The sequence below is a fragment of the Streptomyces sp. NPDC048275 genome (assembly GCF_040652275.1).
Lineage (GTDB): Bacteria > Actinomycetota > Actinomycetes > Streptomycetales > Streptomycetaceae > Streptomyces.
Genome location: NZ_JBEZLR010000001.1, coordinates 182554 through 196728, shown reverse-complemented (window position 1 = coordinate 196728; position 14175 = coordinate 182554). Strand labels below are relative to the sequence as shown.

The following is a 14175-nucleotide window of genomic DNA, read 5'->3' as shown; positions in this document are numbered from 1 at the left end:
CGCGGGAGGGGGTGAGCCGCGCGCAAGGGGTCGCCCGTAATGGGCAACGGGGCCGTGCTTTCGCCTCCGCCGCCCCTAGGGCCTGTCCCCTCCTCAGCTCATCGCGTCCCGCACATCCCGCCAGGCCCCCGGAACCGCATCCGCCACGTCATGGGCCCCCACCGGCGCCCCGTCCGCGGCAAACCTCCCCGCCAGCCCGTGCAGATACGCCGCCACACTCCCCGCGTCCACCGCCGACAGCCCTGCCGCCAGCAACGACCCTGCCAGGCCCGACAGCACGTCCCCGCTCCCCGCCGTCGCCAGCCACGCCGTCCCCGTCGGATTCACCCGCACCGCCCCACCCCCGGAATCGCCCACCAGCGTGGTCGACCCCTTGAGCAGCACGGTCGCCCTGTACCGCCCCGCCAACTCCCGCACGGCGGCGAGCCGAGCCCCCTCGACCTCCTCCCGCGGAACCCCCAACAACGCCGCCGCCTCACCCGCGTGCGGCGTCATCAGCGTCGGCGCGGTACGTGCGCGCACCGCCCCCATGTCCGCCAGCCGCAACCCGTCCGCGTCCACCAGCACCGGCACATCCGCCCCGAGCACCTCCGCCACGGTCGCCGCGTCGTCCCCGGCGCCGGGCCCCACGACCCACGCCTGCACCCGCCCGGCCTGCTCGGGCCCCTTGTCGGACACGAGCGTCTCGGGGAACCGGGAGATCACCGCGTCCCCAGCGGGCCCCACGTACCGCACGGCCCCCGCCCCACCCCGCAACGCTCCCGCGACGGCGAGCACGGCCGCCCCCGGATAGCGCGCGGACCCGGCGGCGATCCCGACGACCCCCCGCCGGTACTTGTCGCTCTCCGCTCCCGGCACCGGCAGCAGCTCCGCCACATCAGCGTGCTGCAATGCCTCCAGCTCGGGCTCATCGGGCAGCTCCAGCCCGATGTCGACGAGCCGCACCGCCCCTGCGTACGCGCGAGCCGGATCGATCAGCAGCCCCGGCTTGTGCGTCCCGAACGTGACCGTCAGATCGGCCCGCACGGCCGCCCCCCGCACCTCCCCCGTGTCCGCCTCGACCCCGCTGGGCAGATCGACGGCGACGAAAGCGGCCCGGGACGCCTCGGCCAGAGCGGCCAACGGCGCGGCGTCCGCCCGCAGCCCGCCCTTGCCGCCGATCCCGACGATGCCGTCGACGACGAGATGGGCCCGCCCGATCAACTCCTCGGCGGCACCGGGCCCCGCCACACCGCCGCCCGCCCGGCGAAGGGCCGCCAGCCCGCCCGCGTGCGTCCGCCCGGGCACGAGCAACACGGCCGTGACGCCCGCTCCGCGCCGGGCGAGCCGCGCCCCGGCGTACAGCGCGTCCCCGCCGTTGTCCCCGCTGCCGACCAGCAGCACGACCCGGCTGCCGTACACCCGCCCCAGCAAGTCCGCGCAGGCGGCGGCCAGTCCGGCCGCCGCCCGCTGCATCAACGCCCCGTCCGGCAGCCGTGCCATCAGCTCCCGCTCAGCGGTCCTGACCGTCTCCACGCTGTACGCAGTACGCATGGGGTCGAGTCTCCCGTACGGACGCCGCCCGCGCCGCCCCTGGCCGCCTCGGCGAGCGCTACAAGCGCTACGAGCGCTACCCCTCCGCCACCACCACCGCCGAAGCCACCCCGGCATCATGGCTCAGCGACACATGCCAGGACTGGACCCCCAGCTCGGCCGCCCGCGCCGCCACCGTCCCCGTCACCCGCAGCCGCGGCCGCCCGCTGTCCTCGACGTACACCTCCGCGTCGGTCCAGTACATCCCCGCCGGAGCGCCGAGCGCCTTGGCCAGGGCTTCCTTCGCCGCGAACCGCGCGGCCAGCGACGCGATACCCCGGCGCTCCCCACTCGGCAGACACAACTCCGAATCCACGAAGAGCCGTTGGGCCAGCCCGGGCGTACGCTCCAGCGCCGCGTGAAACCGGTCGATCTCCGCCACGTCGATTCCGACCCCGATGATGCTCATGCCGAGCACCTTACGGGCGCCCCGTACCAATGCCGTGCGGTCAGGGCCGAGCCCCTCTCGCTGTCGCCGTCGCGACACTGCTCCGGTTGTTCGTCAGCTGAGACCGAGCGGCGCGGAGGGAAGCCCGAAATGGTCGACGATGATCCGTACGGTCTCCGCACCATCGGCGTTGAAGCCGGGATCGGAGTCGTACCTCGGGATGTCCCGGCCGACGATCCCGGCGTCCAGCAGCTCACGCACGAGGAGATCAGCCATACCTCCGCCACGTCGTGACTCCCGCCGCCGGCCGAAGTTGAAGTACGTCTGCTCGAACCCGCCGCGGCTGTAGGCGAACTGGAACGGGTGCTCGGCGCAGTGCGGAACCATGTAGTTCTGCCCGTGCGGGCACGGGCATGCGGGCGTGGAAGCCAGGAGCACGGTCTCCACGCGATCCGGATCACTTGCTCGATTCGCGTAGTAGCGGCGACCCGTGATGTTCCGTGCCAGCTCCCAAGCGGTCTCTCCCGTCGGGGCGGTGTAGGCGTCGTGCGTCACCCAGGACCAGCCCGACGATTCGCCGACGGTGCGGGCAGGGCACCCCGCTTCCGCGTAGATGCCGGAGAGGGTGGGCAGGGTCATGCCTCTGCAGAAGGTGACGAACGTGTTCGGGGCGAGCCAAGTCACTTCGCTTCCGCCTCCAAAGACAGGGGTGGAGAGGGCAGTTCGAAGAAGTCGGCGATCGTCTTCACGAGACGTCTGTGATCGTCGTCCGAGTTGTCGAATACCGCGTCGGGGCCGATGAGGTCCGCGGCCAGGAGTTCCGGAGAGAGATGGTCCGGGTTGTCGCCGACCCGCGACGCAAGGTCTTCGAAGCTGAAGTGGAGAATCATGCGGCCGTCACGGTAGTAAGAGAAATCGGGCGGAAACCCCTTCACGCTGCACGGCTCGGTCACGAAGACGACGATCTCCGCGTCGCCCGAACAGAGACTGTTGTAGCTGACGGGGTCGTAGTCCTCGGCTTCCCAGTTGCACATGTCGTGCACCGCCCACGTCCACCCGCCCCCTTCGCCCTGAGCGAGGGGGTCCCGAAGCAGGCCGCGAAGCCCCTCGGTGAGCGCGTCGAGGGACATGCCCCGGGCGAAGACGACATTCACCTCATGGCCCGGGAAGGAGTCCCGTATCAAGTCCGTCATGCCGAGCACCCTAGGTGCAGGCACTGACATTCAGCGGCGGCGAGTTCGCACCAGGGGCTCAGCCCAGGTGAGGCTTCTCCTGCGAAACCTCCGGGCCCTCAACGAACAGCTCCTCCGCACGTGCGACCGCAACAGCCCGGTCGAGCCAGCCGTCGAGGCACGTGAGGTCCGTGCAGTCGGTGATGCGCTCACGCACCTCGTCGGAGACGGAAAGGCCACGCGCCGCGAGGACGCGCAGGACGCCCTTCGCCTTGCCTCTGACCTCGCCCTCGGCCTGGCCGTCCAGGTACGCCTCCTCAAAGACAGTGCCTGCCCGGGAAGTAACTGCTGACCATCTTCGGCGACGACGGCAACACCTGCGTGGAGACAGCCAACTCGCACACCCACGTGGCCGTTCGCGACCCCAAGGCCCCAGCCGACCGCACCCTCACCTTCCCGACCGGAGCCTTCACCCCTTTCGTCGCAGCCCTCAAGGACGCTCGCTACTCCACCGTCACCGACTTCGCCAGGTTCCGAGGCTGATCCACCTCGTTGCCCCGAGCCGTGGCCAACTCACAAGCGAAGACCTGCAAGGGCACCGTAGCCACCAACGGCTGAAGCAAGGTCGGCGTGACGGGGATCCGGATCAGATGGTCGGCGTACGGAACGACCTCCTCGTCCCCCTCCTCCGCGATCACGATCGTCCGCGCCCCCCGCGCCCGGATCTCCTGGATGTTGGACACGATCTTGTCGTGGAGAACGGACCGCCCCCGCGGCGAAGGCACGACCACGACTACGGGTAGATCCTCCTCGACCAGCGCGATCGGCCCGTGCTTCAACTCCCCCGCCGCGAACCCCTCGGCGTGCATATAGGCGAGCTCCTTCAGCTTGAGCGCACCCTCCAGCGCCACCGGATATCCCACATGCCGCCCGAGGAACAGCACCGTGTCCTTGTCGGCCAGCGAGCGCGCCAACTCCCGTACCGGCTCCATGGTCTCCAGCACCCGGTCGACCTCGCCGGAGATCTGGGACAGGTCCCGAATCACGGCCTGGATCTCGTCGCCCCACTTGGTGCCGCGGACCTGACCCAGATACAGCGCGACCAGATAGCAGGCCACGAGCTGCGTCAGGAACGCCTTCGTCGAGGCAACGGCGACCTCCGGCCCGGCATGGGTGTACAGCACCGCGTCCGACTCGCGTGGGATCGTCGAGCCGTTCGTGTTGCAGATCGCCAGCACCTTGGAGCCCTGCGAGCGGGCGTGCCGAAGGGCCATCAGCGTGTCCATGGTCTCGCCGGACTGCGAGATGGCGATGACGAGCGTACGGGGATCCAGGATGGGATCCCGATACCGGAACTCGCTGGCCAACTCCACCTCGCACGGGATCCGCGTCCAGTGCTCGATGGCGTACTTGGCGATCAGCCCCGCGTGGAAGGCGGTCCCGCACGCCACGATGACGACCTTGTCGACCTCGCGCAGCGCCTGAACCGGAATCCGCACCTCGTCCAGCGTCAGAGAGCCGGCCGCGTCGATGCGCCCCAGCAAGGTATCGGCGACAGCCTTGGGCTGCTCGGCGATCTCCTTGAGCATGAAGTAGTCATAGCCCCCCTTTTCGGCTGCTTCCGCGTCCCAGTCCACGTGATACGAGCGCACGTCGGCGGGTCGGCCGTCGAAGCCGGTGACCGTCACCCCGTCCCGGCGCAGCTCCACCACCTGGTCCTGACCCAGCTCGATCGCCGACCGCGTGTGGGCGATGAACGCGGCGACGTCCGAGGCGAGAAAGGCCTCGCCCTCTCCAACGCCCACCACGAGCGGCGAGTTCCGCCGCGCCCCCACGACCACATCCGGCTCATCGGCATGCACCGCGACCAGCGTGAACGCGCCCTCCAGGCGTCGGCACACCAGCCGCATCGCCTCCGCCAGATCGGCGCACACCGAGTACTCCTCGGCGAGCAGGTGCGCGACCACCTCGGTGTCCGTCTCGGAGCCGAGTTCATGCCCCCGCTCGGCCAACTCGGCGCGCAGGAGGGCGAAGTTCTCGATGATCCCGTTGTGGACGACGGCGACCCTGCCCGCGTTGTCCAGATGCGGATGGGCGTTCGCGTCCGTGGGACCGCCGTGGGTGGCCCAGCGCGTATGCCCGATGCCCGTCGTGCCCGCCGGCAGCGGCCGGTCGACCAGTTCCTTCTCCAGGTTGACCAGCTTCCCGGCCTTCTTCGCGGCGGCGAGCCCCCCGTCCGCCGGCACGGCGACCCCCGCCGAGTCGTACCCCCGGTACTCCAGCCGCTTCAGCCCGGCCATCACCACATCAAGCGCCGACTGCGACCCCACGTATCCCACGATTCCGCACATGGGCCGCAGCCTAAGGGCCGAGAGCGTCCCGAACCCGGCACGTCGTGCCCGAAATCGGAAATCCTCACCCGGTTCGAATCGGTCATCTTTGACCTACGCCCACCCACCACCCCCCACCCGTCGAGCGCAGATCCACCTATGGTGTCGCGTGCCATGCCGGATCTTCCTACTGATCCACGCCTACCAGTACAGCTTCGAAACGTTCAAGAAAGAACATCAACGAGGGCAGGTTCGTCCTGCGTAACCAAGGGAGCCGACGGTGAGGGCCAGCCCCTTCGTGCGGCTGGTGGAGGCAGGCTTCGCGGTTCGATTCATCGGAGGGCAGCGGGACCTGCTGAATTCGGCCTTCGAGAACGACAGCAAGATGGCGTCCATGGATACGCGGGAAACACCAGTCGCCGTTTCTGCGAAGGCAGTCCAATGAGTGAGCTCGCCCCGCCGAACGTGGACCTGGTGCGGGCGGTTCCGGCTCCCTACAATGCCGTGCCCGAGAAGTCGACGGTCGAGGACGAAGAATAGCTATGTCCGAGTACGGTTTTACCCACGCATCTGATGAAGTCCTCGCCGTCCGAAACGAGCTGGCCAGGCACGTGGTCCAGGCGCTCCGGCGGGCCGGCCTGCCCGCCTTCCGCGACGGGGAGACCGCAACAGCGGACCGATCGGGCGCCGTGGTCTACGTCGAACCCGACGCCGAGACCGCTTCGGCGTCCGTATCCGTGGGCTGGAGATGCGCCCCTGCCATGGTCCAGGCAGCTGTCGACAGCCTCACCTCTGGCGATCCCGACGCACCGGTCGTCCGTTATCCCGGGACGATCGGCCTGCACATGCAAAGTGCGCTCATCAAGATCCTGCTGTCGGCGGGAGTCATCGCAACGCTCGACAACGACACCATGAATCCGGAACACGTCCTGGTATTCGGGTTGATGTCCGACCTGCCATCCGCACTGAGACCCACGTTCGTTCCACCGGAAATCATCGGCGCTAGCCGCTGAGCGCGAGATCGATAATCTGGAGAAAATCGCAGGCGAATTGAGAGCGGCTCACACCGAAGGGAAGGACGCAGTCCACTGCCCGTTCTGCAGCGTGCTCAAGCGAGGCAGCGGTTCGGCTGGGGAGGTACGTCCTTTCGCAAGAGAAATACCGAACGAGAGAACCCATGACTGAACCCAAATTCGACCTGCCCCCGAAATCCTCACCGGAGGTCATAGCGAAGCGCCAGGCGCTGGCCGAGCGTGTATGCCGGGAACTGCAACGTACCGGTCTTCCTGTGTACCGGGGTGACCTCAGCGGTGGTCCGCACAGCCGGCCTGGCGTGGACGTGCACGTGGAGCCGTTCATCGACGGCGGGGTGTACGCGGACTGGCACACGGACGCGGAGCTGAGGGATCCCGCTCTCGATCTCTTCGCGCAAGGGATCGACTACTCGAACCCGCCTCCGGTCCTCCGCCACTACAACACCGTGCTCAAGCACATGCAGGCCGCTCTCATGGGGATCCTCTCCTCGGCGGGATTCGAGGTCGAGGAACCGGACAGACACGGGCACGGGAGCATGGTCCACGTGAAGGGCTTCCGGCCCTGATCCACCCACTTCAGGAAAAGGGACGGCGTGAGTTACAGCATGTACGTGTGGCGGTTCGTCGACGGAGAACCCGCCCCGATGGACGAGACCGCGATACGCGACGTACTCGGCCCCGTCACCCTGGGTGGCATGCCTGCCGCCGGTCTGCCGGAATCCTGGGACCTCGAAGCCGAAGACGGCGGAGCGGCAGAGGTCTACGGTGACGTCCACGGACTCACGTTCAGCCGCTTCTCCCCCGGACACATCCTCGACCTCGTCGCCGAACTCGCCCGCCGAACCGGCGCGGTGGTCATCCCGCTCAACTGCCCGGCGATCCTGACGACCGAGGCCCACCGGAAACATCTCCCGGAGAACTTCTGGGAGGAAGCGATCGTGGTGCCCCCCGCCGCCCTGACCGGACACGCCATCGCGCAGGTCATCAACCCACAGCCAGAACCCCGCCGACGGCCCATCCTGCCGCAGTTCCCGTACCACCCAAGCCCGGTCGCCACCGGTTCCGTGACCGCCTCCGACGAGCCATGCGTGTGCTGCGCGCAGGAACGCGGCTGGGTGTACGCCGGTCCCGTCTACGCCGCCGACGCCCCCGACACCGGTATCTGCCCGTACTGCATCGCCTTCGGAACCGCCGCCGAACGCTACGGCGCCTCCTTCACCGACACCGTAGACGGCGACGTACCCCAGGACGTCGTGACGGCCATTCTGGAGCGCACTCCGGGATTCACGGCGTGGCAGTCCCCGTACTGGCTGACGCACTGCGGTGACGGCGCCACCTTCCTCGGCCGTGCCGGGGCCAAGGAACTCCAGGCGTATCCGGACGCGGTGGACCACCTCCGCCGGGAGTGTGCCGCGTGGGAGTGGCCGCCGGACCAGGTCGAGGGGTTTCTCGGCTCGCTCGAGAAGGACGACCAGCCGACCGCGTATCTCTTCCGGTGCCGGGTCTGCGCAGTCCACCTCGCCTACGCGGACTTCACCTGATCAGGCCGACCGGGCTTGACCACGGCACGACGTGACCGACCCCACCCGCTGCCCCGTTCAAACTCCGTTAACAATGGACTGTGATCTCTCCGGTCTCCCCGATCCCCCGGAGCGCCCACCGGTCCAGGCCGGAGGCGACTCCCTACGTCGACCTCACCCGTGCCGAGTGGAGCGCGCTGCGCGAGAAAACGCCGCTCCCGCTCACCGCCGAGGAGGTCGAGAAGCTGCGCGGCCTGGGCGATGTCATCGACCTCGACGAGGTGCGGGACATCTACCTCCCGCTCAGCCGCCTCCTCAATCTCTACGTAGGCGCCACCGACGGTCTACGCGGCGCCCTGAACACCTTCCTCGGTGAAAAGGGCTCCCAGGCCGGCACCCCCTTCGTCATAGGTGTCGCCGGCTCCGTGGCCGTCGGCAAGTCGACCGTCGCCCGCCTCCTCCAGGCCCTGCTCTCCCGCTGGCCCGAACACCCGCGCGTCGAACTCGTCACCACGGACGGCTTCCTGCTCCCCACCAAGGAGCTGGAAGCCCGCGGCCTGATGTCGCGGAAAGGTTTCCCCGAGTCGTACGACCGTCGCGCGCTCACCCGCTTCGTCGCCGACATCAAGGCCGGCAAGGACGAGGTGACGGCCCCCGTCTACTCGCACCTGATCTACGACATCGTCCCGGGCCAGCGACTCACCGTCCGACGCCCCGACATCCTCATCGTCGAGGGCCTGAACGTGCTGCAGCCCGCCCTCCCCGGCAAGGACGGCCGCACCCGCGTCGGCCTCGCGGACTACTTCGACTTCAGCGTGTACGTGGACGCCCGCGCCGAGGACATCGAGCGCTGGTATCTGAACCGCTTCCGCAAGCTGCGCGCCACCGCCTTCCAGAACCCCTCCTCGTACTTCCGCAAGTACACCCAGGTCTCCGAGGAGGAGGCGCTCGACTACGCCCGCACGACCTGGCGCACCATCAACAAGCCCAATCTGCTGGAGAATGTGGCGCCCACCCGTGGCCGAGCGACCCTCGTCGTGCGCAAGGGCCCGGACCACAAGGTGCAGCGCCTGAGCCTGCGCAAGCTGTGACCGTTACCCTGCGGGCATGTTGCATCTCCGCCTGATCAGCCCGGCCGACCGCACCGATGACGTCGTACGGCTGATCGAGAAGACGGTCGGCACCACCCATCTCGTCCTCCTGCCGGGAGCCGCCCGCAACCCGGCCGGGGACGTCGTGATGTGCGACGTCGCGCGCGAGGCGGGCGATGAACTCCTCAATGCCCTACAGAAGTTGGACCTCGAGAAGACCGGCTCGATCGCCGTCGAGAACATCGATCTGTCGCTGTCGAAGCGCGCCGACAAGGCGGAGGACGAGGCACCCGGCGAAGGCGCGGACGCTGTGCTGTGGGAGCACCTGGCGGACGCCTCGCACGAGGAATCGACGCTCAGCGTCACCTACGTGGGACTGCTGGCGGTCGCGACGATGCTCGCGGCCTGCGGTGTGATGCTCGACAACGCGATCCTGATCGTGGGCGCGATGGCCGTGGGCCCGGAGTTCGGGCCGCTCGCCGGGATCTCCACGGCGCTGGTGCGGCGCGCCCCGCACCTGGTGTGGCGGTCGCTGTGGGCGCTGCTCGCCGGGTTCGCGGCGGCGATGGTGCTGACCGCGGGCTTCAGCGGACTGATGGACGTCTTCGGGCTGTTCGAGAAGTCCATGGTGGAGGCGGCCCGGCCGAACACGGCCTTCATCTGGAAGCCCGACTGGATGTCGTTCGTGGTGGCGTACCTGGCCGGTATCGCGGGGACTCTCTCCCTCACGTCCGCCAAGTCGGGCGCGCTGATCGGCGTGGCGATCTCGGTGACCACGGTCCCGGCCGCCGCGAACGCCGCCGTGGCCTTCAGCTACACGGACTACTCCCAGACGTGGGGCTCCAGCTGGCAGTTGCTGGCCAACCTCGGCGGCATCGTGCTCGCGGGCACGCTCACACTGCTCGCCCAGAAGTGGTTCTGGGCGAGGCAGCGCAAGACACAGCTGACCTAGGACCTGTCCGGTCGATCACGGCGGAGACGCGGGGTGGCAGTGACACCAGCCGCTCCGCGGCGGGCGCACATCTGCGGCGTTGTCGTCGGTTGCCGACTCCCCCAAGTTCTCGGCTTCGCTCGAACAGGGGGGACCCCCATCGCGTCGACGCCCTCCACCGTGATCGACCGGACAGGTCCTAACCGAGCGCGGACTTCACAGCGTCCGCGAGCCGCCCCGCCACCGACCGGGCATGGTCGATGTCGGCGGCCTCGACCATCACCCGCACCAGCGGCTCGGTGCCCGACGGACGCAGCAGCACCCGCCCGGTGGAGCCGAGTTCCCGCTCGGCGTCGGCGACCGCGGCGGACAGCTCGGCGGAGCTGTGCACCCGCGAGCGGTCGACGTCGGGCACGTTGATGAGGACCTGCGGCAGCCGCTCCATGACGGACGTGAGGTCCTGGAGCGTACGGCCCGTCTGGGCGACCCGGGCCGCCAGCAGCAGGCCGGTCAGCGTGCCGTCGCCGGTGGTGGCGTGGTCGAGGATGATGACGTGCCCGGACTGCTCGCCGCCGAGGGCGTAGCCGTGCTCCTTCATCTCCTCCAGGACGTAGCGGTCGCCGACGGCGGTCTGGACGAACTTGAGCCCTTCGCGCTCCATGGCCAGCTTGAAGCCCAGATTGGACATGACCGTCGCGACGACGGTGTCGGAGCGCAGTGCGGAACGCTCCCGCATCGCCAGCGCGAGTACGGCCAGAATCTGGTCGCCGTCCACCTCGGCGCCCGTGTGGTCCACGGCGAGGCAGCGGTCGGCGTCGCCGTCGTGCGCGATGCCGAGGTCGGCCCCGTGCTTGAGGACGGCGGCCTTCAGGAGGTCCAGGTGGGTGGAGCCGCAGCCGTCGTTGATGTTCAGGCCGTCCGGCTCGGCGCCGATCGTGATGATCTCCGCGCCGGCGCGGGTGAAGGCCTCGGGGGACACCCGGGCGGCGGCACCGTGCGCCTCGTCGAGGACGACCTTCAGACCGTCGAGACGGTTCGGGAGTACGCCGATGAGGTGGGCGACGTACCGGTCGAACCCTTCGTCGTACGAACGCACCCGGCCCACGCCCGCACCGGTCGGGCGGTCCCAGGGAGCGCCGGTGCGGTGCTCCTCGTACACGCCCTCGATCCTGTCCTCCAGCTCGTCGGCGAGCTTGTGGCCGCCGCGGGCGAAGAACTTGATCCCGTTGTCGGGCATGGCGTTGTGGCTGGCCGAGAGCATCACGCCGAGGTCGGCACCCAGCACACCGGTGAGATACGCCACCGCGGGGGTGGGCAGCACACCGACGCGCAGGACGTCCACGCCCGCGCTGGCCAGGCCCGCGACCACGGCGGCCTCCAGGAACTCTCCCGACGCTCGCGGATCCCGCCCGACCACGGCCACCGGCCGGTGGCCCTCGAACGTACCCGCCTCGGCCAGCACATGCGCCGCCGCGACGGAGAGGCCGAGCGCCAGCTCGGCCGTCAGATCCGCGTTGGCGACACCGCGCACACCGTCCGTGCCGAAGAGTCGTCCCACTGGTGTCCTCCTGAATGAACCTGAATGAAGCGCAGTATTCGGAAGTCATCCGATCATGCAAGCCTTTGAGCGCCTTGTGCCGTTATACGCCCTGAGCTGTGATAAACGAACGCCCCGGCGGCACACAGCGTGCCGCCGGGGCGAACGATCGTACGAATACGCAGCAGGCAGTGATTAACGCTTGCTGTACTGCGGGGCCTTACGGGCCTTCTTGAGACCGGCCTTCTTGCGCTCGACCGCACGGTCGTCGCGCTTGAGGAAGCCGGCCTTCTTCAGGGCGCCGCGGTTGTTGTCGACGTCGGCCTCGTTCAGCGCACGGGCGACACCGAGACGGAGCGCACCGGCCTGACCGGAGACGCCGCCACCCGAGATGCGGGCGATGACGTCGTAGCGGTTGTCGAGCTCGAGCACCTTGAAGGGCTCGTTGACTTCCTGCTGGTGCACCTTGTTGGGGAAGTAGTCCTCAAGGGTGCGACCGTTGATCTTCCACTTGCCGGTGCCCGGGACGATCCGGACGCGGGCGATGGCGTTCTTGCGACGGCCCAGGCCGGCGGCCGGCTGCGGCTCGCCGAAGCGGCCCGCGAGGGACTCCGAGGTGTACTCGCCCTCGAGGGGGACCTCGGACTCGGTGGTGTAGTTCTCGATGTCGACGAGCTCGGTCTCGGTCTCTTCGACCGGCTGCTCAACGGTGGTCTCGGCCACGATGCTCCTCAGATTTCTTTTCGTCTTAGGGGGTGGCCGGAACTACTGCGCGACCTGGGTGATCTCGAACGGGACCGGCTGCTGGGCAGCGTGCGGGTGGTTCTCGCCCGCGTAGACCTTCAGCTTCGAGAGCACCTGACGGCCCAGGGTGTTCTTGGGGATCATGCCCTTGATGGCCTTCTCGACGGCCTTCTCGGGGTTCTTCGCCAGCAGCTCGTCGTAACGGACGGAGCGCAGACCACCCGGGTAACCGGAGTGGCGGTACGCCAGCTTCTGGGTCTTCTTGTTGCCGGAGAGGTGCACCTTGTCGGCGTTGATGATGATGACGAAGTCACCAGCGTCGACGTGGGGCGCGTAGATCGGCTTGTGCTTGCCCCGCAGGATGTTCGCGGCAGTGGTCGCCAGACGGCCCAGGACGACATCCTGGGCGTCGATGACGTACCACTGGCGAGTGATGTCGCCGGGCTTGGGGCTGTACGTACGCACGGTCGTAGCCTTCGCTTCTTCAGTGAGTGGGTCCTGACATGGCCACCACGGACGATCACGACAGCCCTGACCGCACTGCGGTGACGCATACCGCGTGCTGGTCGCTGGTCATCAGCCCCGGTGGACCGGTGTAAGGGCCCCTCACGTGAGAATGAGCAAGCCAATACACATAACGAACTGCAAGAGTACCCGCGGTTCCCCGGACGGGTCAAAACGTGGGTCCGCGACCCCGGTGCCTCGCGCTCAGGGTCACGCAAACAGCTCAGTACAGTCAGGGTAAGGCAACGGCAGGAAGCGCGGCGCACCAAGCACCCCGAGATAGCCAGTTTTGCCCGTGTGCAGTCAGGTCACGTCAGATCACGCTAGGGGCTCAACCTCCCCCCAGTGCGCAACAACACCCCCCGCTCCCCGTCTAAGATGCCGCCCATGAGTTATGGGCAGGGTGGGCAGGGGGAGCCCCCGTGGGATCCCTGGAAGCCTGGTTCTCAGCAACCCGATTGGGGCCAACAGAACCAGACTCCGGACTGGGCGGCACTCGCCGAGGCGTCCGAGACGCGCAACAAACGGCGCAGAGTGCTGGTGACCGGCGGTGCGGCGGTGGCCACGCTCGCGGTCGGCGCTGTCGTCGCCGTGGCCGTCGTCTCCGCGAACGGCGAAAGCCAGGCCGCGAACACGCCCAGCAAGCTGCCCTCCACCGCGAACATCCCGAGCGACACCACCGCACCGGTGCCGTCGTTCGCGCCGACGTCGGCTCCTCCCCCGCTGGACCCGATGGACTTCATATCCAGCGCGGCCAAGGACAAGGCGCCGCTCAGCCCGGACATCCTGTTCCCCGGTTCGCAGCTGACCATGGGTGAGAACGTCTACCGCAAGGGCCCGAAGGCCTCCACGACGAAGTGCGCGACGGCCGCCCAGAGCACGCTCCCCGCGGTGCTCACCAAGAACGACTGCACCCGGCTGATGCGCGTCACCTACAGCAAGGACGGCGTCGCGGTGACCGTCGGCGTGGCGGTCTTCGACACCGCGGCACAGGCAGTGAAGGCCAAGACCGAGGCGGACAGCAAGAGCATCATCGCCTCGCTGTCCGGCCAGGGCGTCGCCAAGTTCTGCACTACGGCGATCTGCCGCTCGACCACCAACTCCTACGGCCGCTACGCCTACTTCACCCTCGCCGGCTTCACCAACGGCAAGGACGTGACGACCAAGGACACCAAGGTCTTCACGACCGGCGACGACCTGGCCGAGTTCGCCTTCCGCCAGATCCGTCGCCGCGGCGAGGCCCAGGCGTCGACGGCGGCCAACCAGTCGTAGACCGGCCGGCGAGAGCGACCACTCAGCACCGGCCACTCAGCACCAGCCAGTCAGCAGCACTCACTCAGCACCAGCGACTC

The 14175-nt window shown here is 68.6% G+C and carries 15 protein-coding genes; 7 read left to right on the top strand and 8 right to left on the bottom strand.

Annotated features, from left to right (window positions below; genetic code table 11):
* Positions 1-93 precede the first annotated feature (93 nt).
* From AB0D57_RS01005 to AB0D57_RS00990, 4 genes are all read right to left on the bottom strand, one after another.
* Entirely contained in the window at positions 94-1533 is a 1440-nt protein-coding gene (locus AB0D57_RS01005; protein ID WP_362065509.1) for an NAD(P)H-hydrate dehydratase, read from the bottom strand.
* 76 nt (positions 1534-1609) lie between these two features.
* Positions 1610-1981 (bottom strand): holo-ACP synthase, encoded by a 372-nt coding sequence (locus tag AB0D57_RS01000; RefSeq protein WP_362065506.1) that lies wholly within the window; start codon positions 1979-1981, stop codon positions 1610-1612.
* Between the two features lie 93 nt (positions 1982-2074).
* Positions 2075-2599: a hypothetical protein gene (locus tag AB0D57_RS00995; protein ID WP_362065503.1), complete on the bottom strand. Its 525-nt coding sequence runs from the start codon at positions 2597-2599 to the stop codon at positions 2075-2077.
* A 41-nt stretch (positions 2600-2640) separates the two neighbouring features.
* Positions 2641-3153, bottom strand: coding sequence for a hypothetical protein (locus AB0D57_RS00990; RefSeq protein ID WP_362065500.1), 513 nt, complete (start codon positions 3151-3153; stop codon positions 2641-2643).
* Positions 3154-3477: 324 nt separating this feature from the next.
* On the opposite strand from AB0D57_RS00990, the gene AB0D57_RS00985 reads away from it, so the two are divergent.
* Positions 3478-3675: a DUF397 domain-containing protein gene (locus AB0D57_RS00985; RefSeq protein ID WP_362065683.1), complete on the top strand. Its 198-nt coding sequence runs from the start codon at positions 3478-3480 to the stop codon at positions 3673-3675.
* Here AB0D57_RS00985 and glmS read toward each other — a convergent pair.
* Positions 3636-5483: a glutamine--fructose-6-phosphate transaminase (isomerizing) gene (gene glmS, locus AB0D57_RS00980; protein WP_362065497.1), complete on the bottom strand. Its 1848-nt coding sequence runs from the start codon at positions 5481-5483 to the stop codon at positions 3636-3638. The genes AB0D57_RS00985 and glmS overlap by 40 nt on opposite strands.
* A gap of 521 nt (positions 5484-6004) precedes the next feature.
* Between glmS and AB0D57_RS00975 the strand changes: the two genes are divergently transcribed.
* From AB0D57_RS00975 to AB0D57_RS00955, 5 genes are all read left to right on the top strand, one after another.
* Positions 6005-6475: a hypothetical protein gene (locus AB0D57_RS00975; RefSeq protein ID WP_362065494.1), complete on the top strand. Its 471-nt coding sequence runs from the start codon at positions 6005-6007 to the stop codon at positions 6473-6475.
* Between the two features lie 164 nt (positions 6476-6639).
* Positions 6640-7062 (top strand): hypothetical protein, encoded by a 423-nt coding sequence (locus AB0D57_RS00970; protein WP_362065491.1) that lies wholly within the window; start codon positions 6640-6642, stop codon positions 7060-7062.
* A 27-nt stretch (positions 7063-7089) separates the two neighbouring features.
* On the top strand, positions 7090-8037 hold the full coding sequence (locus tag AB0D57_RS00965; protein WP_362065488.1) for a CbrC family protein: 948 nt from the start codon (positions 7090-7092) through the stop codon (positions 8035-8037).
* 80 nt (positions 8038-8117) lie between these two features.
* Positions 8118-9107 carry a type I pantothenate kinase gene (coaA, locus tag AB0D57_RS00960; protein WP_362065485.1) on the top strand — a complete coding sequence of 330 codons (990 nt, stop codon included), beginning with the start codon at positions 8118-8120 and terminating at the stop codon, positions 9105-9107.
* A 16-nt stretch (positions 9108-9123) separates the two neighbouring features.
* The gene (locus AB0D57_RS00955) at positions 9124-10059 is read left to right on the top strand and encodes a DUF389 domain-containing protein (RefSeq protein WP_362065482.1); all 936 of its coding nucleotides are present in this window, start codon (positions 9124-9126) and stop codon (positions 10057-10059) included.
* Positions 10060-10237: 178 nt separating this feature from the next.
* Here the strand turns inward: AB0D57_RS00955 and glmM are convergent, their stop codons facing one another.
* The 3 genes from glmM to rplM all read right to left on the bottom strand — a co-directional run bounded on the left by glmM (position 10238) and on the right by rplM (position 12784).
* The gene (gene glmM, locus AB0D57_RS00950) at positions 10238-11596 is read right to left on the bottom strand and encodes a phosphoglucosamine mutase (protein ID WP_362065479.1); all 1359 of its coding nucleotides are present in this window, start codon (positions 11594-11596) and stop codon (positions 10238-10240) included.
* A gap of 174 nt (positions 11597-11770) precedes the next feature.
* Positions 11771-12298, bottom strand: a complete 528-nt coding sequence (gene rpsI / locus AB0D57_RS00945) for a 30S ribosomal protein S9 (protein WP_362065476.1) — start codon at positions 12296-12298, stop codon at positions 11771-11773.
* Positions 12299-12340: 42 nt separating this feature from the next.
* Positions 12341-12784 (bottom strand): 50S ribosomal protein L13, encoded by a 444-nt coding sequence (gene rplM, locus AB0D57_RS00940; RefSeq protein WP_362065473.1) that lies wholly within the window; start codon positions 12782-12784, stop codon positions 12341-12343.
* 426 nt (positions 12785-13210) lie between these two features.
* Between rplM and AB0D57_RS00935 the strand changes: the two genes are divergently transcribed.
* Positions 13211-14095, top strand: a complete 885-nt coding sequence (locus tag AB0D57_RS00935; RefSeq protein ID WP_362065470.1) for a hypothetical protein — start codon at positions 13211-13213, stop codon at positions 14093-14095.
* The last annotated feature ends 80 nt before the right edge of the window (positions 14096-14175 follow it).

Coding starts and splice junctions, on each gene's coding strand:
- AB0D57_RS00995 (WP_362065503.1), bottom strand. CDS start 2,599: ATGACCCTGCCCACCCTCTCCGGCATCTACGCGGAAGCGGGGTGCCCT.
- AB0D57_RS00970 (WP_362065491.1), top strand. CDS start 6,640: ATGACTGAACCCAAATTCGACCTGCCCCCGAAATCCTCACCGGAGGTC.
- AB0D57_RS00990 (WP_362065500.1), bottom strand. CDS start 3,153: ATGACGGACTTGATACGGGACTCCTTCCCGGGCCATGAGGTGAATGTC.
- glmS (WP_362065497.1), bottom strand. CDS start 5,483: ATGTGCGGAATCGTGGGATACGTGGGGTCGCAGTCGGCGCTTGATGTG.
- AB0D57_RS01005 (WP_362065509.1), bottom strand. CDS start 1,533: ATGCGTACTGCGTACAGCGTGGAGACGGTCAGGACCGCTGAGCGGGAG.
- AB0D57_RS00975 (WP_362065494.1), top strand. CDS start 6,005: ATGTCCGAGTACGGTTTTACCCACGCATCTGATGAAGTCCTCGCCGTC.
- AB0D57_RS00955 (WP_362065482.1), top strand. CDS start 9,124: ATGTTGCATCTCCGCCTGATCAGCCCGGCCGACCGCACCGATGACGTC.
- AB0D57_RS00935 (WP_362065470.1), top strand. CDS start 13,211: ATGAGTTATGGGCAGGGTGGGCAGGGGGAGCCCCCGTGGGATCCCTGG.
- AB0D57_RS01000 (WP_362065506.1), bottom strand. CDS start 1,981: ATGAGCATCATCGGGGTCGGAATCGACGTGGCGGAGATCGACCGGTTT.